This is a genomic window from Aureispira sp. CCB-E, from assembly GCF_031326345.1.
Lineage (GTDB): Bacteria > Bacteroidota > Bacteroidia > Chitinophagales > Saprospiraceae > Aureispira.
Genome location: NZ_CP133671.1, coordinates 4,982,109 through 4,997,730, shown reverse-complemented (window position 1 = coordinate 4,997,730; position 15,622 = coordinate 4,982,109). Strand labels below are relative to the sequence as shown.

Here is a 15,622-nt window from a genome sequence, read left to right as displayed (position 1 = left end):
ATCAAAAAAACTTGCACAATATAAGTGATGACCGTTATTATATAAACGGGAAGTTTTATATTTTTTCTAGTATAGAATCTATCTAGATAGACATATAGTTTAAGAATTCACAATACCTTATGGATTATTAATAATTAATGTAGTAAATTTGTGCCTGCAAAGATAACAAGAAATATGAACCTGAAAGGGCTAGTTTCGTTTAAATTGTGGATAGGTTGATAAGATGCCTTGAATCTATTGCACAAAAATATAATTATCAATAAACTATGAGCGTAAAAGAAGTAAAAGCAGAAGAAGTAAAACCATACGAAGAAAATGCCGAAAAGAAAGGTCAAGTATCGACTATGTTTAATAATATTGCGAAATACTATGACTTTCTAAATCATTTTTTGTCATTAGGGATTGATAAAAGCTGGAGAAAAAAAGCAATTGCAACTCTACAAGAAGATGCCCCTAAAAATATTTTGGATGTAGCAACAGGAACAGGAGATTTGGCAATTGAAGCAAAACGCCAATTGAATCCTGATAAAATTACAGGAATAGATATTTCTGTTAAAATGTTAGAAGTCGGCAATAAAAAAATACAAAAACTAGGTATAGATGACGTTATAACTCTACAAGAAGGAGATTCAGAGAATTTGCCATTTGAGGACAATACTTTTGATGCAGCAATCGTTGCTTTTGGTGTCCGTAACTTTGCAAATGTAGAAGCAGGTTTAAGAGATATGGTGCGAGTTTTGCAACCTAACTCAAAATTAGTAGTTTTGGAGTTTTCGAAACCAACTATGTTCCCGTTTAAGCAATTGTTTAATATGTATTTTAAATATATATTACCTTTCATCGGAAAAATAACTTCAAAAGACAAAAAAGCCTATGGATATCTCTATGAATCTGTTCAAGCCTTTCCCGAAGGGCAAGACTTTCTAGATTTATTAACTAACATTGGATTAAAAAACGCAACATGCAAAAAGCTTTCATTAGGAATTTGTTCAATTTATACCGCTACAAAATAGCTGTAGTTGTACTACTTTTTTTTTCAGCTCCATTGGCTTCTAATGCCCAAAAAGGATCTTTTAATTACGACAATAAATTTTCTAAAAAATCCTACTATTTTGGCATTACGTTGGGCTTTAACGCTTCTAAGTATCGAGTAGAGAAAGATTTACAACTAATCAACAACGATTCTGTCAAAACTATTAACTCGCTTTATGGACCAGGGTTCAACTTAGGGATTGTAGCAAATATCAAATTAGGAAAACGTTTTGATTTTCGTTTTTTATTGCCAACACTTTCGTTTGCAGACCGAAAATTGCAATATGTAATGACGGATAATTCTATTGTTGAAAAACGAATAGAGTCAGTTTTTCTGGAGTTTCCTGTGCATTTTAGATACAAATCAAAACCTTATAAAGATTTCCGTGTTTTTGTCGTTGGTGGAATAAAATACAGCATTGATTTGGCGTCTAATTCTCGTTCTCGAAAAGCAGAAGATTTATTAAAATTAAACCAAAGTGACTTAGCGATTGAACTAGGAGTTGGATTCCAAGTATTTTTCCCTTATTTCATTTTGTCACCAGAAATTAAGTTTTCTTATGGCGTTTTGGACATCCATGCTAGAGATGAAAATATTACATTTTCTTCTACAATAGACAAATTATTTTCTAGAGGTTTTGCCATTTCGTTGCATTTTGAAGGTTAAAAATAAAAAATGTAATCTTTGATAGATTAGCATAGAAGGATTTGGATGTACGCATTCAAATCCTTTTTTATTAAAAGCTGTCTCATTTTACCAATTATAAAACAGGGTTGTCATTTATCTTTGTGCTTGGATTTTTATATAGTATTAATGAAGCTAACTATTGATTCTAAAAACTAAAATATAAATCAATGAACATAAAAGGTATATCGGTGTCAATTGTTTTGATCTGTATTGGTTACTGGTTTTCAGCACAAAATTTGGAAGGAAAGATCAAGGCTGTTATGACATATGAAATGGATGGCAAGGCTAATAAAGAAACACTAAATCCAATAACAACAACTTATTGGCTTCACAACCGATTAATAATAGTTAGTAAATGAATATAACTATACAACTAAAATTATGGCTGTTGGGTAGCCTTAGTTTGCTGTGTGCTTGCTCAACTTCTGAACCACCTCAAAGCAATGAAAAAGAAACTGCCTTACTGCAAGGTCTGGAGAAAAGAGCAGCAGATAATTTAAATAGCGAGACATGGAATTTGGAACGTTTTCAAGAAGACAAGAAAATGTATGCCCAATACAAAGAAGTTTTTAGTGTTTACCCTTTAAATTGTAGTCCTTTTCCTGTTGCAGAGTACGAATATGCAGTGGCAAGCATGCCTTTTTCTATACAAGATAGCACCAAAACGTTAAAAGGGATTTGTGTGGGAGAGTTTGCTACAGTGGACAGTGAGGAGCCGCAGTACGGCTTGACAATCGTGGTTGTTGCCCAAAATGAGACCTACTCAGAGGATGTTTTTGTGCAATCTAGAAATTATCCTTATTTGACAGCACAAGGCATTTTTGCTTCTCAAAAACATCATTTTGATTGGGTTTACGCTAAAAGCCCTGACGGTTTTTCCTTTTGTTTTGTGAATATGAAACTCTTTGATTTAAGATTTGGGGAAACGATTGTTCTGTTTCCAGAAGCAGAGGGAGCATTTTCATATCAGCAAATTCGTCAAAATCCCCATCAATACAAATCTTTAGACGCATTTAAAGCCGTAATTGTGGATACCATTCAGACCTTATTATTAACTAAGTAATTCACAAAAAAACATAATAAAAAATAATAAGAAAATTACTGATTTTCTTGTAGTGGGTGTATCTTGAAATTGGTACAGGGCGTTTGTCAAACGTTCTATACTGTCAATATTTAATCCATAACTTGTGTTTGTAATCAATGATAGATAAAAAGCTTTTTGTTGCCCAAAAACCTGCTAGTACCTTTTTACAAAAGTATATTGCTTATTATTATTTTCAAGAATGCATTGATGCAACCCAAAAAAGACAGTATATTTTTTATCCTCATTATAAGAATGCTTTAAGTATTTATAAAAATGCAGCCATTTCTTATTCTAATAATCTATATGAAGTAGTCCCTAGCAAGAACGAAAATTATCATTATGCTTATCAGAGCGTCAACAAAGTATTCAAACAAGTGGTACAACAACCACCATTTTATAAAATAGGCATTGTTTTTCAATCTTTAGGGATCAATCATTTTTTGAGCGCGCCACTCGTTCGTTTTATGGCAACAAAAGAAGGAGAAAGTTTTGAGTATTTTAGAGTTTCTATGAACCCTTTTTTAGATAAAATCTATGCAGCAGAAAATATAGCTGATAAAATTCATTTTTTAGACGAATATTTTGAAGCACAGTATGTAGGGTTTCAAGAATCCCGCTTAGAATGCGCTATAACGTTATTGTTGAATGCGAGCGATAAGTATACGGTCAATACATTGGCACAAGACTTAGCAATTAGTCGAAAAACATTGCTTCGATTATTTAATAAACATTTATGTTGCTCGGTAAAGGATTATATTAATGTAGTTCAGTTTAGAAAAGCATTGCAAAGGTATCAAACAGCGCATCAAAAGCCTTTATTAACCAATTTAGCTTATGACGTTGGTTATTACGATCAGTCAGAATTTATTAACCATTTTAAAAAAATAACTGGATTTAATCCAAGTAAATTATTGGGCAACATTCAGCAATTAGGAAGTGAGGATACTTTTTGGACATTATCCTAAGTGTTTTGTAACGTAAATTACTTTCATTATTGCAATGTTTTAACGTTTTTTGAAAAGGGACTGTAACATTTCTTTACTTGAATCGTCTTTTGGTAGTTACAGTCCGTTTTATCAAAAGTATTCCCATTCTTACACATTCACTCAATATATTCTGTTATTACTCCATGACAATCCGCTGATAAAGTTTTATTGATTTCATTTTCTGAGCAATTATTACTTATAAAAGCGTATTTACCTTTTGTGTATCTAAGGATTGTCGAATTCAAATTATTATAATTTAATGAAATATTTAAATTCGTTTTTTTGTTTTTTATCCCTTTTTATATCCACTCTTTCAGCCACCCCCATTAAAGGAAAAATCGTAGATTCTAGTGGTGAAATTTTATCCTTTGCCAGTATCCATGTAGAAGGAACTTCAATAGGTACGACTAGTAATATCGATGGATTTTACGAATTGGAACTAGAGGAAGGAACGTATCAATTAGTGTTTCAATATGTTGGATATACTTCTAAGGTAGAGTCTGTAACAATAGGAAAACAAGCCATAGAATTGAATGTTGTGTTAGAACCTTTGGTTAACAATATTCAAGAAGTTGTCGTAACGGCAGGAGAAGACCCTGCTTACAGGGTGATTCGGAAAGCAATTAAAAAACGAAAATTTTACCTCAACCAAAGAAAAGAGTATAGTTGCGATGCTTATGTAAAAGGAAAACACTCTGTGGGAGTAGATGAATTGCCCAAATCGTTTATGGGATTTTCTTTGGAAGATGATTCGTTGGACGTTGATTCCCTAGATTTTGGAATATTGTATCTTTCCGAATCTTTATCGCGATTGCACTACAAAAAAGGTCAGTACAAGGAAGTCATGGTTTTTTCTAAAGTAAGTGGAGATGACAAAGGATTTAGTTTTAATTCGGGGAGTGATTTGGCCAAACTGTCGTTTTATCAAAATACCATTCAATTGGGCGAAGCTCAAATTTTATCTCCCATAGCAAACGATGCTTTGAGTGCTTACAAATATCGAATGGAGACTTCTTTTTATGATGAGAAAGGTCATTTAGTATATAAAATAGAAGTGATTCCTAAAAATAAGTTGGGAGCAGTAGTGGCGGGGTACATCTATATTGTTGACAAGGACTGGGCAATTCATAGCACAGACTTATTTACAACAGGAAAAAGCGCAAATATTTCTATTTTAGATACCTTACATTTTAGAGAAACGCACATCAAATTAGACGATAAAACTTGGACCGTTTTTTCTAGAAACTTAACATTTACATTGAAAGTGCTATTTATCAAACTCTATGGTTATTTTGCGAGTGTATTTAGCAACTATGATTTAAACCCTAACTTTGACAAAAAGTTCTTTAATGCCGAAATATTTAAAGTGGAAGATAATGCCAATAAGCAAGACCAAGCAGCTTGGGATTCCATTCGTCCTGTACCTTTAGGGAAGGATGAAATAGAAGATTATCACGAAAAAGATAGTTTGCAAAAAATCTACAATTCCAAAGCTTATAAAGATTCGATGGATCGAATTGCCAATAAGTTTAAGTTGATGGATTTAGCAACAGGGTATACTTACCAAAATACACACAAAGGATATGCTTTTAATGTTTCATCTATTCTCCAAAACTTTTATTTTAATACTGTTCAAGGGTTTGTTTTAGGTCTCAATGCTAATTTTAAACATACAGTAAATGCCGAAAAATATCAATGGTATCGAATTAGTGGTGAGGGAAATTATGCTTTTTCGGAGCAGCAGTTTAGAGGATCAGGAGCGTTTGAAATGCAGTTCAGCGCTATTAGTAAGGCCAAACTAAAAATAGAAGGTGGTAAAAAAGCGTTGCAGTTCAACTCCGATAATCCGATTATGCCCATGATTAATAACTACTATACGTTATTGGAGAAGCGCAATTACCTCAAGCTTTATGACGAAGTGTATGGCAGTGCAACTTATTCACAAGAGATTTTGAATGGTTTGTATGTAGAAGGGGGGATAAAATATGCACAACGTTCGGCATTGGTCAATACAACCGATTGGTCGTTTGTTCCTAAAAATACAAGAGCCTACTTTTCTAATCATCCTCAAGATATAGGGCAACCGAATATTAATAAAGACAATCCTAGTTTCTTGACACACCAACATTTGGAACTAGCCTTAAAACTGCGGATTCGTTTAGGGCAAAAATATGTAACGTACCCCAATCGAAGAGTTTACAAGCCTTCTCAATTTCCTGATATTTGGATCAGCTACAAAAAGGGAGTACCTTGGTTAGGAGGAACAACCAATTATGACTATTTAGAATTAAAATTGACAAAGGAAAAAATAGCCCTAGGAACATCAGGTCTGTTTAGCTTCAATCTGACGGGAGGATGGTTTCCTAATAGAGCGAAGACTTATTTTATGGATTATCATCATTTTAATGGTAATCAGACTATTTTTGCAAAGAATGATGCTTATTTGAGAACGTTTCAACTGTTGCCCTATTATCAAAATAGCACCAATTCAGCATTCGTTATGCTGCACGCCGAGCATCATTTTAATGGGGCAATTTGGAATAAGATTCCAGGTTTAAAAGTCTTAGGTTTTGAGTTTGTAGCAGGTTATCATGTACTGTATACGCCTGAAAATAGAGAGTATATGGAGTTCAATATAGGTTTAGATCGTATAGGCTGGGGAATATTTCGATTTTTGCGAGCCGATTTTGTGATGGGCTATAAAGTAGGCGAACCGTTGAGATATGGGGCTGTATTAGGGTTTAATTTTTCACTCTAGTCCAATAGACCAATACTTCGTGGTACTTCGTGAGTGCTGCGCAGTTGATAATCAATAAGTTGTAAATTTATTGCATCTTGTGTTAAAATTCTGATTATCAAAATAATATAAATGTGATTTTTTATCTTTTTGGTAAGAAGTAAAAAACTAAGCTTGTGCCCTCATGAGCGTAGCGAACTAATCAACGACCACGAAGTAGCAGCGCAGCTAACTACTAATAGACAAGATAACTCTACTAAAAAAACTAGTACCCTATTTTGCCAATCAGAAGTGCACTGTATATTTTTTATGGAAAAACTAAAAAATCAATGGAGCATTATAAATAATAACTCAAAAGAAAATTATAATTTGGAGTGCTTTTTCGGAAGCACTCTTTTTTTGATTTAAAACAGGTTCAGTACAGTAGAAATTGTTATTTGAATGAGAAAGTACCCTAAATTTGTTTGGTTCATTGGATTTTTGTTTGTTGTTAATCTACTTTGGATGAACCATTCTGTAAGTTTGTGGGATGAGGACGAAGCAGCTTATGCAGGATTCGGAATGACAATACTGGAAACAGGAGATTGGGTAGAACCTAGTTACCAATGGTCTGTAATTCATAGAAAAACTCCTTTTCATTTTTGGACCATTGCATTATCTTATCGACTATTTGGTGTCAACGAATTTGCGCTTAGGTTGCCTAGTGTACTTGCCATTTTATTGACCTGTTGGATGGTGTTTTTGTTGGGACGGTCGTTGTTTGGGCAAAAAAACGCTTGTCGAGCAGCCATAATTCTAGCAACTTCTATTCAACTTCCATTGATGGGAAAAGTTGCGCTAACCGATGCTTCGTTGTTATTATTTCAAACAATTGCTGCACTTTCATTGCTGAATTTTATTTATCGCCCCTCATGGAAGTGGAATCTAGGCTTGTGGGGAGCTATTGCAATGGGAATTTTAGTCAAAGGACCTCCAATTATTTTATTAATAGGAGGGATGTGGGTATTATTAGCTATTTTTCATCCTAATAGGAAAAATTTAATAAAAACCCACCCTTGGTTTTTTGCTTGGTTGGCAATTACTCCTTTTGTTGGTTGGTGTTATGCGTCGTATAGTCAAGACGTCTTACTGTGGGAGCAAACAGGTAATGGCGTTCCTTTTGCTGATTGGTGGCAAGAGGAAGCGAACGGACACAAAATTCACTTACTACCTTTTTTGTGGGAGTGGTATGTATTGAGAAGAATTGGAGGATCTGTCTTGGGACAATCAGGTTTTTGGGGCTATCATTTGGTTGTGCTATCCATTGCATTTTTGACATGGTTACCTTTTTGGCTCCCAACGCTCAAAGCATCTGTTAAAGGTTTTATAAAGCCCTCTAACAAAGAGCTGATGTTGGTCATTTGGTTGGTAATGGGGTGGTTCTTTTGGGAATTTATGAGTAGTAAGTTACCTTCTTACTCAATGGGGGCACAGCCTGCACTAGCTTTTTTAATGGCGTTACAAATTGGTTATTTAGAAAACAAAAAGGCTGAATCCAACTTGCTAAAAATAGGCTTAGTATTGTATACTTTAATTTTTGCACTCATTATTATAGGACTCCCTATAGCAGGTGTTTACTTAGTCGGAAATGGGACGCTGGTATATTTACTCCCCATGAGTATGGTGCTTTTGTTGCTTTTGATATCCTTGTTAAAAGCACGAGAAAATATTCAACAGTTGTATCAGCAGACCGCTGTATTAGGAGGCGTTTTTATGTTTTTACTTTGGACTTGTGTTAGCCCGCTGATAGAGCAATCACCAATCAAATCGTTTGACGATATCATAGCAACAGCGTACGAAAAAAGTGGACAAAATAACAAGGCAAGGCTTATTTTTACGGGTTTGAATATCAAGCAACAAAAAATAAGTCTATTGGTTTATGCCGAACAACACTTTGGAACTTATGAAGAAATGCATTCTCCTAAGGCAATGAACGCTTTTTTAGAACAACAGCCTACTGTTTTAATTATTGGACAAGATGCCATTCAACCACTTCAAAAAGCATTCAAAAAAGCCAAACTGCCATTTAAGGCTCAAAAAATACAACACCGTTCTACAGATGATGCTTTAAAAGCACACGACTTTTGGGTCATCAGTAATGTAGAGTGATAACTTTAACGTTGCCGTCTTTTTTCTACAATACGAATGGTACAGTTTGGGGAAATCTCATATGTTGCTATTTTGGTATTGCTCCATCCAATTGTACGAGAGTTTAGGAATAGCAAGCTGTTTTTTCCATCAACAATTACTTTTCAACCAAGCCAAAGCCTTATTCAAATCTTCAGGCGTATCGATATTAGGAGCCTCATAGTCCGTTTTTAAAATACGGATGGACTGATTGTGTTCTAGCCAAGCAAGCTGCTCTAATTTTTCGATTGCTTCCAATTGACCAGAAGCCAAAATTGGATAAGTTTTCAACAAAAAAGAACGGCTAAAGGCATATAAACCAATGTGTTTGTAGAAATGTTGCTGTGTAAGCCATGCCTCTTGAGGCAAGTCTCGAACAAAGGGAATTGGACTACGGCTAAAGTATAGAGCGTTGTGAATACCTGCTGCAATAGGAGTAGAAAAAACAACTTTTACAACATTAGGACTGAGCAAATCGTCTAAATTGTCAATTTGTTTGGCTAAGGTGGCAATAGGCGTATCGGGAACGTTAAAGGCAGAGAGAATACTATTGATTTGGCTAGGTGCAATAAATGGCTCATCCCCTTGGATGTTGACCAATATGTCGTAAGTAGTTGTCTCTTTTAAGTAGGCTTCTATGCACCTTGATGTACCGTTTTCATGAAGTCCAGTCATAACTACAGTACCACCAAAGTTTTGTACAGCTTGGTAAATCCGAGCGTCATCTGTAGCAACAATTACTTTATCCAAATTGGATTGCATCGCTTGCTCATAAACACGTTGAATCATACTTTTTCCCGCTATATCTATCAAAGGTTTTCCTGGAAATCGAGTAGAGGCATAGCGAGCAGGAATAATTCCAATTGATTTTTTCATTTATAATAAAATTTTACTCCGTTGTAATTTTATGCTATTTGTTTTGTTTGTGATAACTAATAAAGTTTTTCAACGAACTATTATTAAAAAGCTTGATACAATATTTATCTTGTGGAAAGTATTGAAAAATGCGATTTTTACCTAACAATTGATACCAATATAAAATGAAAAAATCGAAAATAAATGGGCATGGGCATTTATTGCCAGAACCCCACCAAATTCCACAATTTATGAAAGCTAAAAAGCTTTTTTGGATTGATGAGGATAAAAAATTTATGCGACAAGGAAATTGGGCTAGACCGATTACAGCACCAAGCTTCTTTCTTAAAGAAAAGTTGGAGTGGATGGATAAAAATGAGATAGAGCGAACTGTAATTTTGAACCTGTCGCAGTTATATTGCAATGGTCTGACATTAGAAGATACAAAAGATGCCATACAAACCAATGTGTTTGTAGAAATGTTGCTGTGTAAGCCATGCCTCTTGAGGCAAGTCTCGAACAAAGGGAATTGGACTACGGCTAAAGTATAGAGCGTTGTGAATACCTGCTGCAATAGGAGTAGAAAAAACAACTTTTACAACATTAGGACTGAGCAAATCGTCTAAATTGTCAATTTGTTTGGCTAAGGTGGCAATAGGCGTATCGGGAACGTTAAAGGCAGAGAGAATACTATTGATTTGGCTAGGTGCAATAAATGGCTCATCCCCTTGGATGTTGACCAATATGTCGTAAGTAGTTGTCTCTTTTAAGTAGGCTTCTATGCACCTTGATGTACCGTTTTCATGAAGTCCAGTCATAACTACAGTACCACCAAAGTTTTGTACAGCTTGGTAAATCCGAGCGTCATCTGTAGCAACAATTACTTTATCCAAATTGGATTGCATCGCTTGCTCATAAACACGTTGAATCATACTTTTTCCCGCTATATCTATCAAAGGTTTTCCTGGAAATCGAGTAGAGGCATAGCGAGCAGGAATAATTCCAATTGATTTTTTCATTTATAATAAAATTTTACTCCGTTGTAATTTTATGCTATTTGTTTTGTTTGTGATAACTAATAAAGTTTTTCAACGAACTATTATTAAAAAGCTTGATACAATATTTATCTTGTGGAAAGTATTGAAAAATGCGATTTTTACCTAACAATTGATACCAATATAAAATGAAAAAATCGAAAATAAATGGGCATGGGCATTTATTGCCAGAACCCCACCAAATTCCACAATTTATGAAAGCTAAAAAGCTTTTTTGGATTGATGAGGATAAAAAATTTATGCGACAAGGAAATTGGGCTAGACCGATTACAGCACCAAGCTTCTTTCTTAAAGAAAAGTTGGAGTGGATGGATAAAAATGAGATAGAGCGAACTGTAATTTTGAACCTGTCGCAGTTATATTGTAATGGTCTGACATTAGAAGATACAAAAGATGCCATACGATTTCAGAATGATTTTAATGCGGAGGTGCAACGGAATCATCCCAATAGATTGACCTGTGGTTTTGTTGTACAGCCTAGATACATCGACTTTGCTTTGGCAGAAATAGAGCGTTGTGTAGAAACATTGGGAATGTCCGTATTATGCTTGCCGACACATTTTATTAACGCGGAAGGAAAATGGACTTCTGTTGCGGATGATAGTGTTCTTCCAATTTATGATTTGGCCAATCATTATGGATTGGCGATTGAAATACATCCTTATGATGGTCAAAAGATGATTCAGTTGGAAGATACTTATTGGCGTTTTCATTTGGTGTGGATGATGGCGCAAACAGCCGATACTTTGCATTTGTATACCTTAAAAGATATTCCCAATCGTTTTCCCAACATTAGAACTTGTTTTGCACACGGTTGTATGTTAGGACAAGCCAATCTAGGACGAAGAGTACAGGGATTTAATGGAAGACCCGATTTGTTTCCAAATACGCAACACCCTCAGGCTTCGGTAGGGCATCCCAATTTATTTTTTGATACCTTGGTACATGATGTATATACCTTTCAGTTATTAAAAAATCGTTGTGGTGTTGCTCAAATCATTGCTGGGATTGATGATCCTTATCCTTTAGGAGAAATGGAAGATGTACCGAATTCTTATCCAGGAAAAGTTTTGGATGAAGCCGTTGCTCATGGAATGATTACGATCAATGAGCAAGAGGAGATCTGGCATGATAATGTTTTGCGATGGTTAGGAACAGCATCCAATAAATAGTTAACCAAATAATAGGGGGAAAAACCAAATACTAGTTGTTGATACTTTTGGATGGGAATTATCATTGATAAAGTTGTTTTTGTGATAAATAGAAACTACATTAGTGAAAGTGCTTTGAATTTCAAAGTTAAATAATGTATTGTTTTTAATAACCCTATTGTTCCATTCAATTATAGCCTAACTCCAATCCAATACTGGAATATCAAGTTGGAGAAGTAGGAAATAAATGTACTACGGAGCAGCAATGTTTATCGTATGAAATCGTTTGTTCTATTTTGTCAAGGTTTTATCTCAAAATATCCCTTTTTTACAGCTTTAAGCTTGTTATTTTTATTTAATTTTTGTCTGGTTATCAGTAGAATTGTATACGCTCAAGAGCGGTATTTTTTATTTTTAGTATGGAATTTATTTCTAGCATTTTTGCCATTACTATTTATACACAGTGCAAAGTACTTAAAACAGCAACACGCTTCTGAAGTACTTGTATGGGGCGTGGGAGGAGTTAGTTTACTTTTTTTACCCAATTCTCCTTACATTATCACTGATTTATTTCATCTAATATATTGGAAACACACCGCACCACTTTGGTTTGATACACTATTGATTTTTTCTTATGCAAGTACAGGAGTTGTTTTATTTTATGCTACATTACTAATGATGGAACAACTACTAAAAATGTACTTTAAGACACATACAGCTATTCTAATACTTTTAGGAATTATATTTTTAAATGCTTTTGGGATTTATTTGGGACGTTATATGCGTTTTAACAGCTGGGATATTATCAGTAATCCAATAGGACTTATTGAAGAAATCTTACGATATTTAAGCAATCCAATGGGGTACCCTAGAATTTGGGGAATTACCTTTACTTATGGGATGTTATTTGGAGTGGGATATTGCTGTATCAAATTATTTCAACAAACCATACAAAATGAACAATCAAGAAGCGTATAATAGTTGGGCAGCTATTTATGATGATAATCATAATAAAACTAGAGATTTGGATGCTCTAGTGACTCAAAAAGTATTAGGTCAATATGCCTTTGAAAATGTCTTGGAAATAGGCTGTGGAACGGGCAAAAATACCGTGTGGCTAGCCAAGCACGCAAAGGAAATTTGGGCGATGGATTTTTCTTCAGAAATGTTAGGGAAGTTAAAGGAAAAATTGGATACGGACAAGTTGAATCTTTATGAAGTCGACATACAACGTATTTGGCCTATTGCCAGTCAACAAGTAGATTTGGCAACAACGAATCTTGTGTTGGAACACATACAAGACTTGACATTTATTTTTAAGGAGGCGGCTCGTGTCCTTAAAAGTGGAGGTACCTTTTTTGTTTCGGAGTTGCATCCTATTAAGCAATACTTAGGAAGCAAGGCACGATTTGAAGCAGGTGGAGATTTGCAAACGTTGGATTGTTACATACATCACATTTCTGAATATTTAGAAGTGGCTAAAAGGACAGGGTTTGAATGTGTTGATTTGCAAGAATGGTTTGATGACAACAACCGAACCTTGCCGCCAAGAATAGTATCTTTTGTCTTCACCAAAAAGGATTAAATACGACATGATACAACTAAAAAAATTGCAAGTGGGGCACTCAAAAGCAATTAACTCAATCCCCTTGGATGCTGATTTTTCCCTAGGGAATTTGGTGGCTTTATTGGGGCGAAATGGCTGTGGAAAGACCACTTTGCTAAGAACATTGGGGAATTTCCTGAAACCTATAGCTGGTCAGCTGTTATTAAATGAACAAAGAATAGAGGATTTTTCAGCAAAAGATTTTTCTACTCAATTGAGCATTGTCACGACAGAACGAATTCAGACACCTTATATGAAAGTGTATGACTTAATTGCTCTAGGAAGGTATCCTTATTTGGGTTTCTTGGGCAAATTGAGAGCAGAGGATCATCAAGCGATTCAGGCGATTATCGAGAACTTAGAAATCAATCATTTGACAAACAAGTATATTACAGCATGTAGTGATGGTGAACAGCAAATGGTACTTTTGGCAAGAGCCTTAGCACAAGATACCCCTATTATTTTGTTGGATGAGGCTACTGCACACCTCGATTTTGTCAATCGAATTAAAATTTTTCAAACCTTACAGCGCTTGGCAAAAAAGCAGCAAAAACTTATTTTTTTAGCTACACATGAACTAGACATTGCACTCCGATTTGCACATCAAATAATGCTTTTTCATCAAGGCAAAATAACCGTAGACTTGTCCAAAAACTTAACGCAAACAAAGCAAATTCAAGAAGTATTTGCCATTGAAGGTATTTCTTACAATTTTTAGAGTACATGGGAGTTATGCTGCTGCAAAATAAGTGCTAAAGAGCAGCCCTGTATTTTACTTTTTAACCAAGAACGAATCATAGATAATTGGGTGATTTTATTGTTAGGCGTATGATTAAAAAGAGTAGATAGCTCTTCATACATTTCCTGAAATAGGATAGGATGTTCGTTCTTTTTTGTGGAAAGAATTTTTTTCAAAAATCGAATGATTCGTAATTCTAAGTTGTAGTTTTCTTTATGAGGATAGAGTTGTCGATGAAGCGAACGGAGAGCGCTTTCGAGAAGGGAGTCTTCTTGTGTCTCAAAATAGATCAATAACTTGGTGATATTAGCATTGAGTTGTAACGCCAAATAAGATTTATTTTGTTTTTTATCCAATATTTTTTCTATATAAAACAAGGCTTTCTCATAATCAGGAACTACAAAATAGATGGAAACAAAACAGGAATAAGGAACCAAAACATCCAAGGGCGTTTTTTCCAACCAATCACTTTGTTCTGCAATTAATTTTAGACCTTCTTGGGTATTTCCTGTAATGGCATAAATGTTGGCTTTAAGCTCAATTAAACGTAGTTGCTCAATTGGATGTTGAGTTTTTAAAGCATATTGACTTTTTTCTATTTTGGCAATCAAGGACAAGATTAAATCAATTTTTCTATAAAAAAGTGCTCGGCTAGCAAGGTTGTATAAGTGGCTGATGTATTCTTCTGGTGGTCGTATATTGATAAGCTCTGCCTCAAAAATAGACAGTGATTCTATACTGTGTTCCAACGCATTTTCTAAATTGCCTTTGAGGGCATCATAAATTAAGTGTATTTGATGGTATTCCAATTGGGCGAGCGCACTATGTGCTTGAGTAGGGGAAGCCAAAATAGGGTGTTGAATCAATTGTTCTGCTAACAATAAATCTTTGGGAATTCGAGTCTTTTTTCGATAAAGATAATGCAATTGGGTTTTTAGGAGGTTGTAATGATATAAATTATTAGCTAACAATGAGTTGGTTTGAATCGCATCTATAAACTCCGTAAAAGAATCATCTTTAAAGGAATAAAATTGCAGCACTTTGTTTTCTAATTTTAAAATTTCTTGATCAATCAATTGAACATAAAGAAAGAGTTGTTGTTCTTCCGCTATTTTTTTGAGTTTATAAATTTCTTTTTCAGCGGCTTTGTAAAGTTCCTTATGGACTAAAATTCGAAAATACTGCAAGCCTGCCAATATTTCTTGGCTTGTATCTACTTGACCGTGAAAAACAATTAAAACCTCACGAACCAAATCGTATAAGCGTTTTTTTTCGATGCTAAAAGAAGTACCTCTAAAGGCTTTTTTTAATGTTTCTTCATCATAGATTTCTTGTTTGTCTATGGCTTTAAAAAGTTTTAGATGCTTGATACCCTTCTTGCCTAATCCTCTAAGATGCATGGTAACTTTTCTTTTTTCTTCCTTACTTAAAGAACGAATCAAGGTGTGAATTTGGGAGGATGTTTTTCGCATAATTTTAAAACTTTAGTACACAGTATGTCTTTTTTATGGAAAATATATGAA

At 34.6% G+C, this 15,622-nt stretch carries 14 protein-coding genes; 11 read left to right on the top strand and 3 right to left on the bottom strand.

Translation table 11 applies throughout. From position 1 onward, the window contains the following. Positions 1-266: 266 nt before the first annotated feature. The 7 genes from ubiE to QP953_RS19245 all read left to right on the top strand — a co-directional run bounded on the left by ubiE (position 267) and on the right by QP953_RS19245 (position 8,675). Positions 267-1,013, top strand: a complete 747-nt coding sequence (gene ubiE / locus QP953_RS19275) for a bifunctional demethylmenaquinone methyltransferase/2-methoxy-6-polyprenyl-1,4-benzoquinol methylase UbiE (RefSeq protein WP_052599302.1) — start codon at positions 267-269, stop codon at positions 1,011-1,013. Further along, positions 962-1,699 (top strand): porin family protein, encoded by a 738-nt coding sequence (locus QP953_RS19270; protein WP_081909636.1) that lies wholly within the window; start codon positions 962-964, stop codon positions 1,697-1,699. The genes ubiE and QP953_RS19270 overlap by 52 nt, the downstream gene beginning before the upstream one ends. 188 nt (positions 1,700-1,887) lie before the next feature. After that, complete coding sequence (locus QP953_RS19265; protein ID WP_309552450.1) at positions 1,888-2,079, top strand: hypothetical protein; 192 nt, start codon at positions 1,888-1,890, stop codon at positions 2,077-2,079. Then, positions 2,076-2,783 carry a hypothetical protein gene (locus QP953_RS19260; RefSeq protein WP_309552448.1) on the top strand — a complete coding sequence of 236 codons (708 nt, stop codon included), beginning with the start codon at positions 2,076-2,078 and terminating at the stop codon, positions 2,781-2,783. Before QP953_RS19265 ends, QP953_RS19260 begins: the two co-directional genes overlap by 4 nt. 137 nt (positions 2,784-2,920) lie before the next feature. Next, positions 2,921-3,769 (top strand): AraC family transcriptional regulator, encoded by an 849-nt coding sequence (locus tag QP953_RS19255; RefSeq protein WP_309552447.1) that lies wholly within the window; start codon positions 2,921-2,923, stop codon positions 3,767-3,769. 280 nt (positions 3,770-4,049) lie between these two features. After that, on the top strand, positions 4,050-6,548 hold the full coding sequence (locus QP953_RS19250; RefSeq protein WP_309552446.1) for a DUF5686 and carboxypeptidase regulatory-like domain-containing protein: 2,499 nt from the start codon (positions 4,050-4,052) through the stop codon (positions 6,546-6,548). A 483-nt stretch (positions 6,549-7,031) separates the two neighbouring features. Beyond that, positions 7,032-8,675, top strand: a complete 1,644-nt coding sequence (locus QP953_RS19245) for a glycosyltransferase family 39 protein (protein WP_197043919.1) — start codon at positions 7,032-7,034, stop codon at positions 8,673-8,675. A 129-nt stretch (positions 8,676-8,804) separates the two neighbouring features. Here the strand turns inward: QP953_RS19245 and kdsB (QP953_RS19240) are convergent, their stop codons facing one another. Beyond that, positions 8,805-9,569, bottom strand: coding sequence for a 3-deoxy-manno-octulosonate cytidylyltransferase (gene kdsB, locus QP953_RS19240; protein ID WP_309552444.1), 765 nt, complete (start codon positions 9,567-9,569; stop codon positions 8,805-8,807). Positions 9,570-9,982: 413 nt separating this feature from the next. Then, positions 9,983-10,567, bottom strand: coding sequence for a 3-deoxy-manno-octulosonate cytidylyltransferase (gene kdsB / locus QP953_RS19235; protein WP_309552443.1), 585 nt, complete (start codon positions 10,565-10,567; stop codon positions 9,983-9,985). A 164-nt stretch (positions 10,568-10,731) separates the two neighbouring features. Here kdsB (QP953_RS19235) and QP953_RS19230 point away from each other — a divergent pair, with 164 nt between their 5' ends. From QP953_RS19230 to QP953_RS19215, 4 genes are all read left to right on the top strand, one after another. Then, positions 10,732-11,775 carry an amidohydrolase family protein gene (locus QP953_RS19230; RefSeq protein WP_309552441.1) on the top strand — a complete coding sequence of 348 codons (1,044 nt, stop codon included), beginning with the start codon at positions 10,732-10,734 and terminating at the stop codon, positions 11,773-11,775. Between the two features lie 420 nt (positions 11,776-12,195). Continuing rightward, positions 12,196-12,732 carry a DUF1361 domain-containing protein gene (locus QP953_RS19225; protein WP_197043920.1) on the top strand — a complete coding sequence of 179 codons (537 nt, stop codon included), beginning with the start codon at positions 12,196-12,198 and terminating at the stop codon, positions 12,730-12,732. After that, a complete protein-coding gene (locus tag QP953_RS19220) occupies positions 12,710-13,339 on the top strand; it encodes a class I SAM-dependent methyltransferase (RefSeq protein ID WP_309552440.1) in 630 nt (209 codons plus the stop codon). The genes QP953_RS19225 and QP953_RS19220 overlap by 23 nt, the downstream gene beginning before the upstream one ends. A gap of 7 nt (positions 13,340-13,346) precedes the next feature. Further along, on the top strand, positions 13,347-14,078 hold the full coding sequence (locus tag QP953_RS19215; RefSeq protein WP_309552438.1) for an ABC transporter ATP-binding protein: 732 nt from the start codon (positions 13,347-13,349) through the stop codon (positions 14,076-14,078). Here QP953_RS19215 and QP953_RS19210 read toward each other — a convergent pair. Then, positions 14,075-15,571 carry a hypothetical protein gene (locus tag QP953_RS19210; protein ID WP_309552436.1) on the bottom strand — a complete coding sequence of 499 codons (1,497 nt, stop codon included), beginning with the start codon at positions 15,569-15,571 and terminating at the stop codon, positions 14,075-14,077. The two genes, QP953_RS19215 and QP953_RS19210, sit on opposite strands and share 4 nt — an antisense overlap. Positions 15,572-15,622 lie beyond the last annotated feature (51 nt).

What these genes read in the sequence shown, in the direction of transcription:
- QP953_RS19265 (WP_309552450.1), top strand. Translation starts at nt 1,888, where the DNA reads ATGAACATAAAAGGTATATCGGTGTCAATTGTTTTGATCTGTATTGGT.
- QP953_RS19250 (WP_309552446.1), top strand. Translation starts at nt 4,050, where the DNA reads ATGAAATATTTAAATTCGTTTTTTTGTTTTTTATCCCTTTTTATATCC.
- QP953_RS19255 (WP_309552447.1), top strand. Translation starts at nt 2,921, where the DNA reads ATGATAGATAAAAAGCTTTTTGTTGCCCAAAAACCTGCTAGTACCTTT.
- QP953_RS19230 (WP_309552441.1), top strand. Translation starts at nt 10,732, where the DNA reads ATGAAAAAATCGAAAATAAATGGGCATGGGCATTTATTGCCAGAACCC.
- ubiE (WP_052599302.1), top strand. Translation starts at nt 267, where the DNA reads ATGAGCGTAAAAGAAGTAAAAGCAGAAGAAGTAAAACCATACGAAGAA.
- QP953_RS19220 (WP_309552440.1), top strand. Translation starts at nt 12,710, where the DNA reads ATGAACAATCAAGAAGCGTATAATAGTTGGGCAGCTATTTATGATGAT.
- kdsB (WP_309552443.1), bottom strand. Translation starts at nt 10,567, where the DNA reads ATGAAAAAATCAATTGGAATTATTCCTGCTCGCTATGCCTCTACTCGA.
- QP953_RS19260 (WP_309552448.1), top strand. Translation starts at nt 2,076, where the DNA reads ATGAATATAACTATACAACTAAAATTATGGCTGTTGGGTAGCCTTAGT.
- QP953_RS19210 (WP_309552436.1), bottom strand. Translation starts at nt 15,571, where the DNA reads ATGCGAAAAACATCCTCCCAAATTCACACCTTGATTCGTTCTTTAAGT.
- QP953_RS19270 (WP_081909636.1), top strand. Translation starts at nt 962, where the DNA reads ATGCAAAAAGCTTTCATTAGGAATTTGTTCAATTTATACCGCTACAAA.
- kdsB (WP_309552444.1), bottom strand. Translation starts at nt 9,569, where the DNA reads ATGAAAAAATCAATTGGAATTATTCCTGCTCGCTATGCCTCTACTCGA.
- QP953_RS19245 (WP_197043919.1), top strand. Translation starts at nt 7,032, where the DNA reads ATGAACCATTCTGTAAGTTTGTGGGATGAGGACGAAGCAGCTTATGCA.
- QP953_RS19215 (WP_309552438.1), top strand. Translation starts at nt 13,347, where the DNA reads ATGATACAACTAAAAAAATTGCAAGTGGGGCACTCAAAAGCAATTAAC.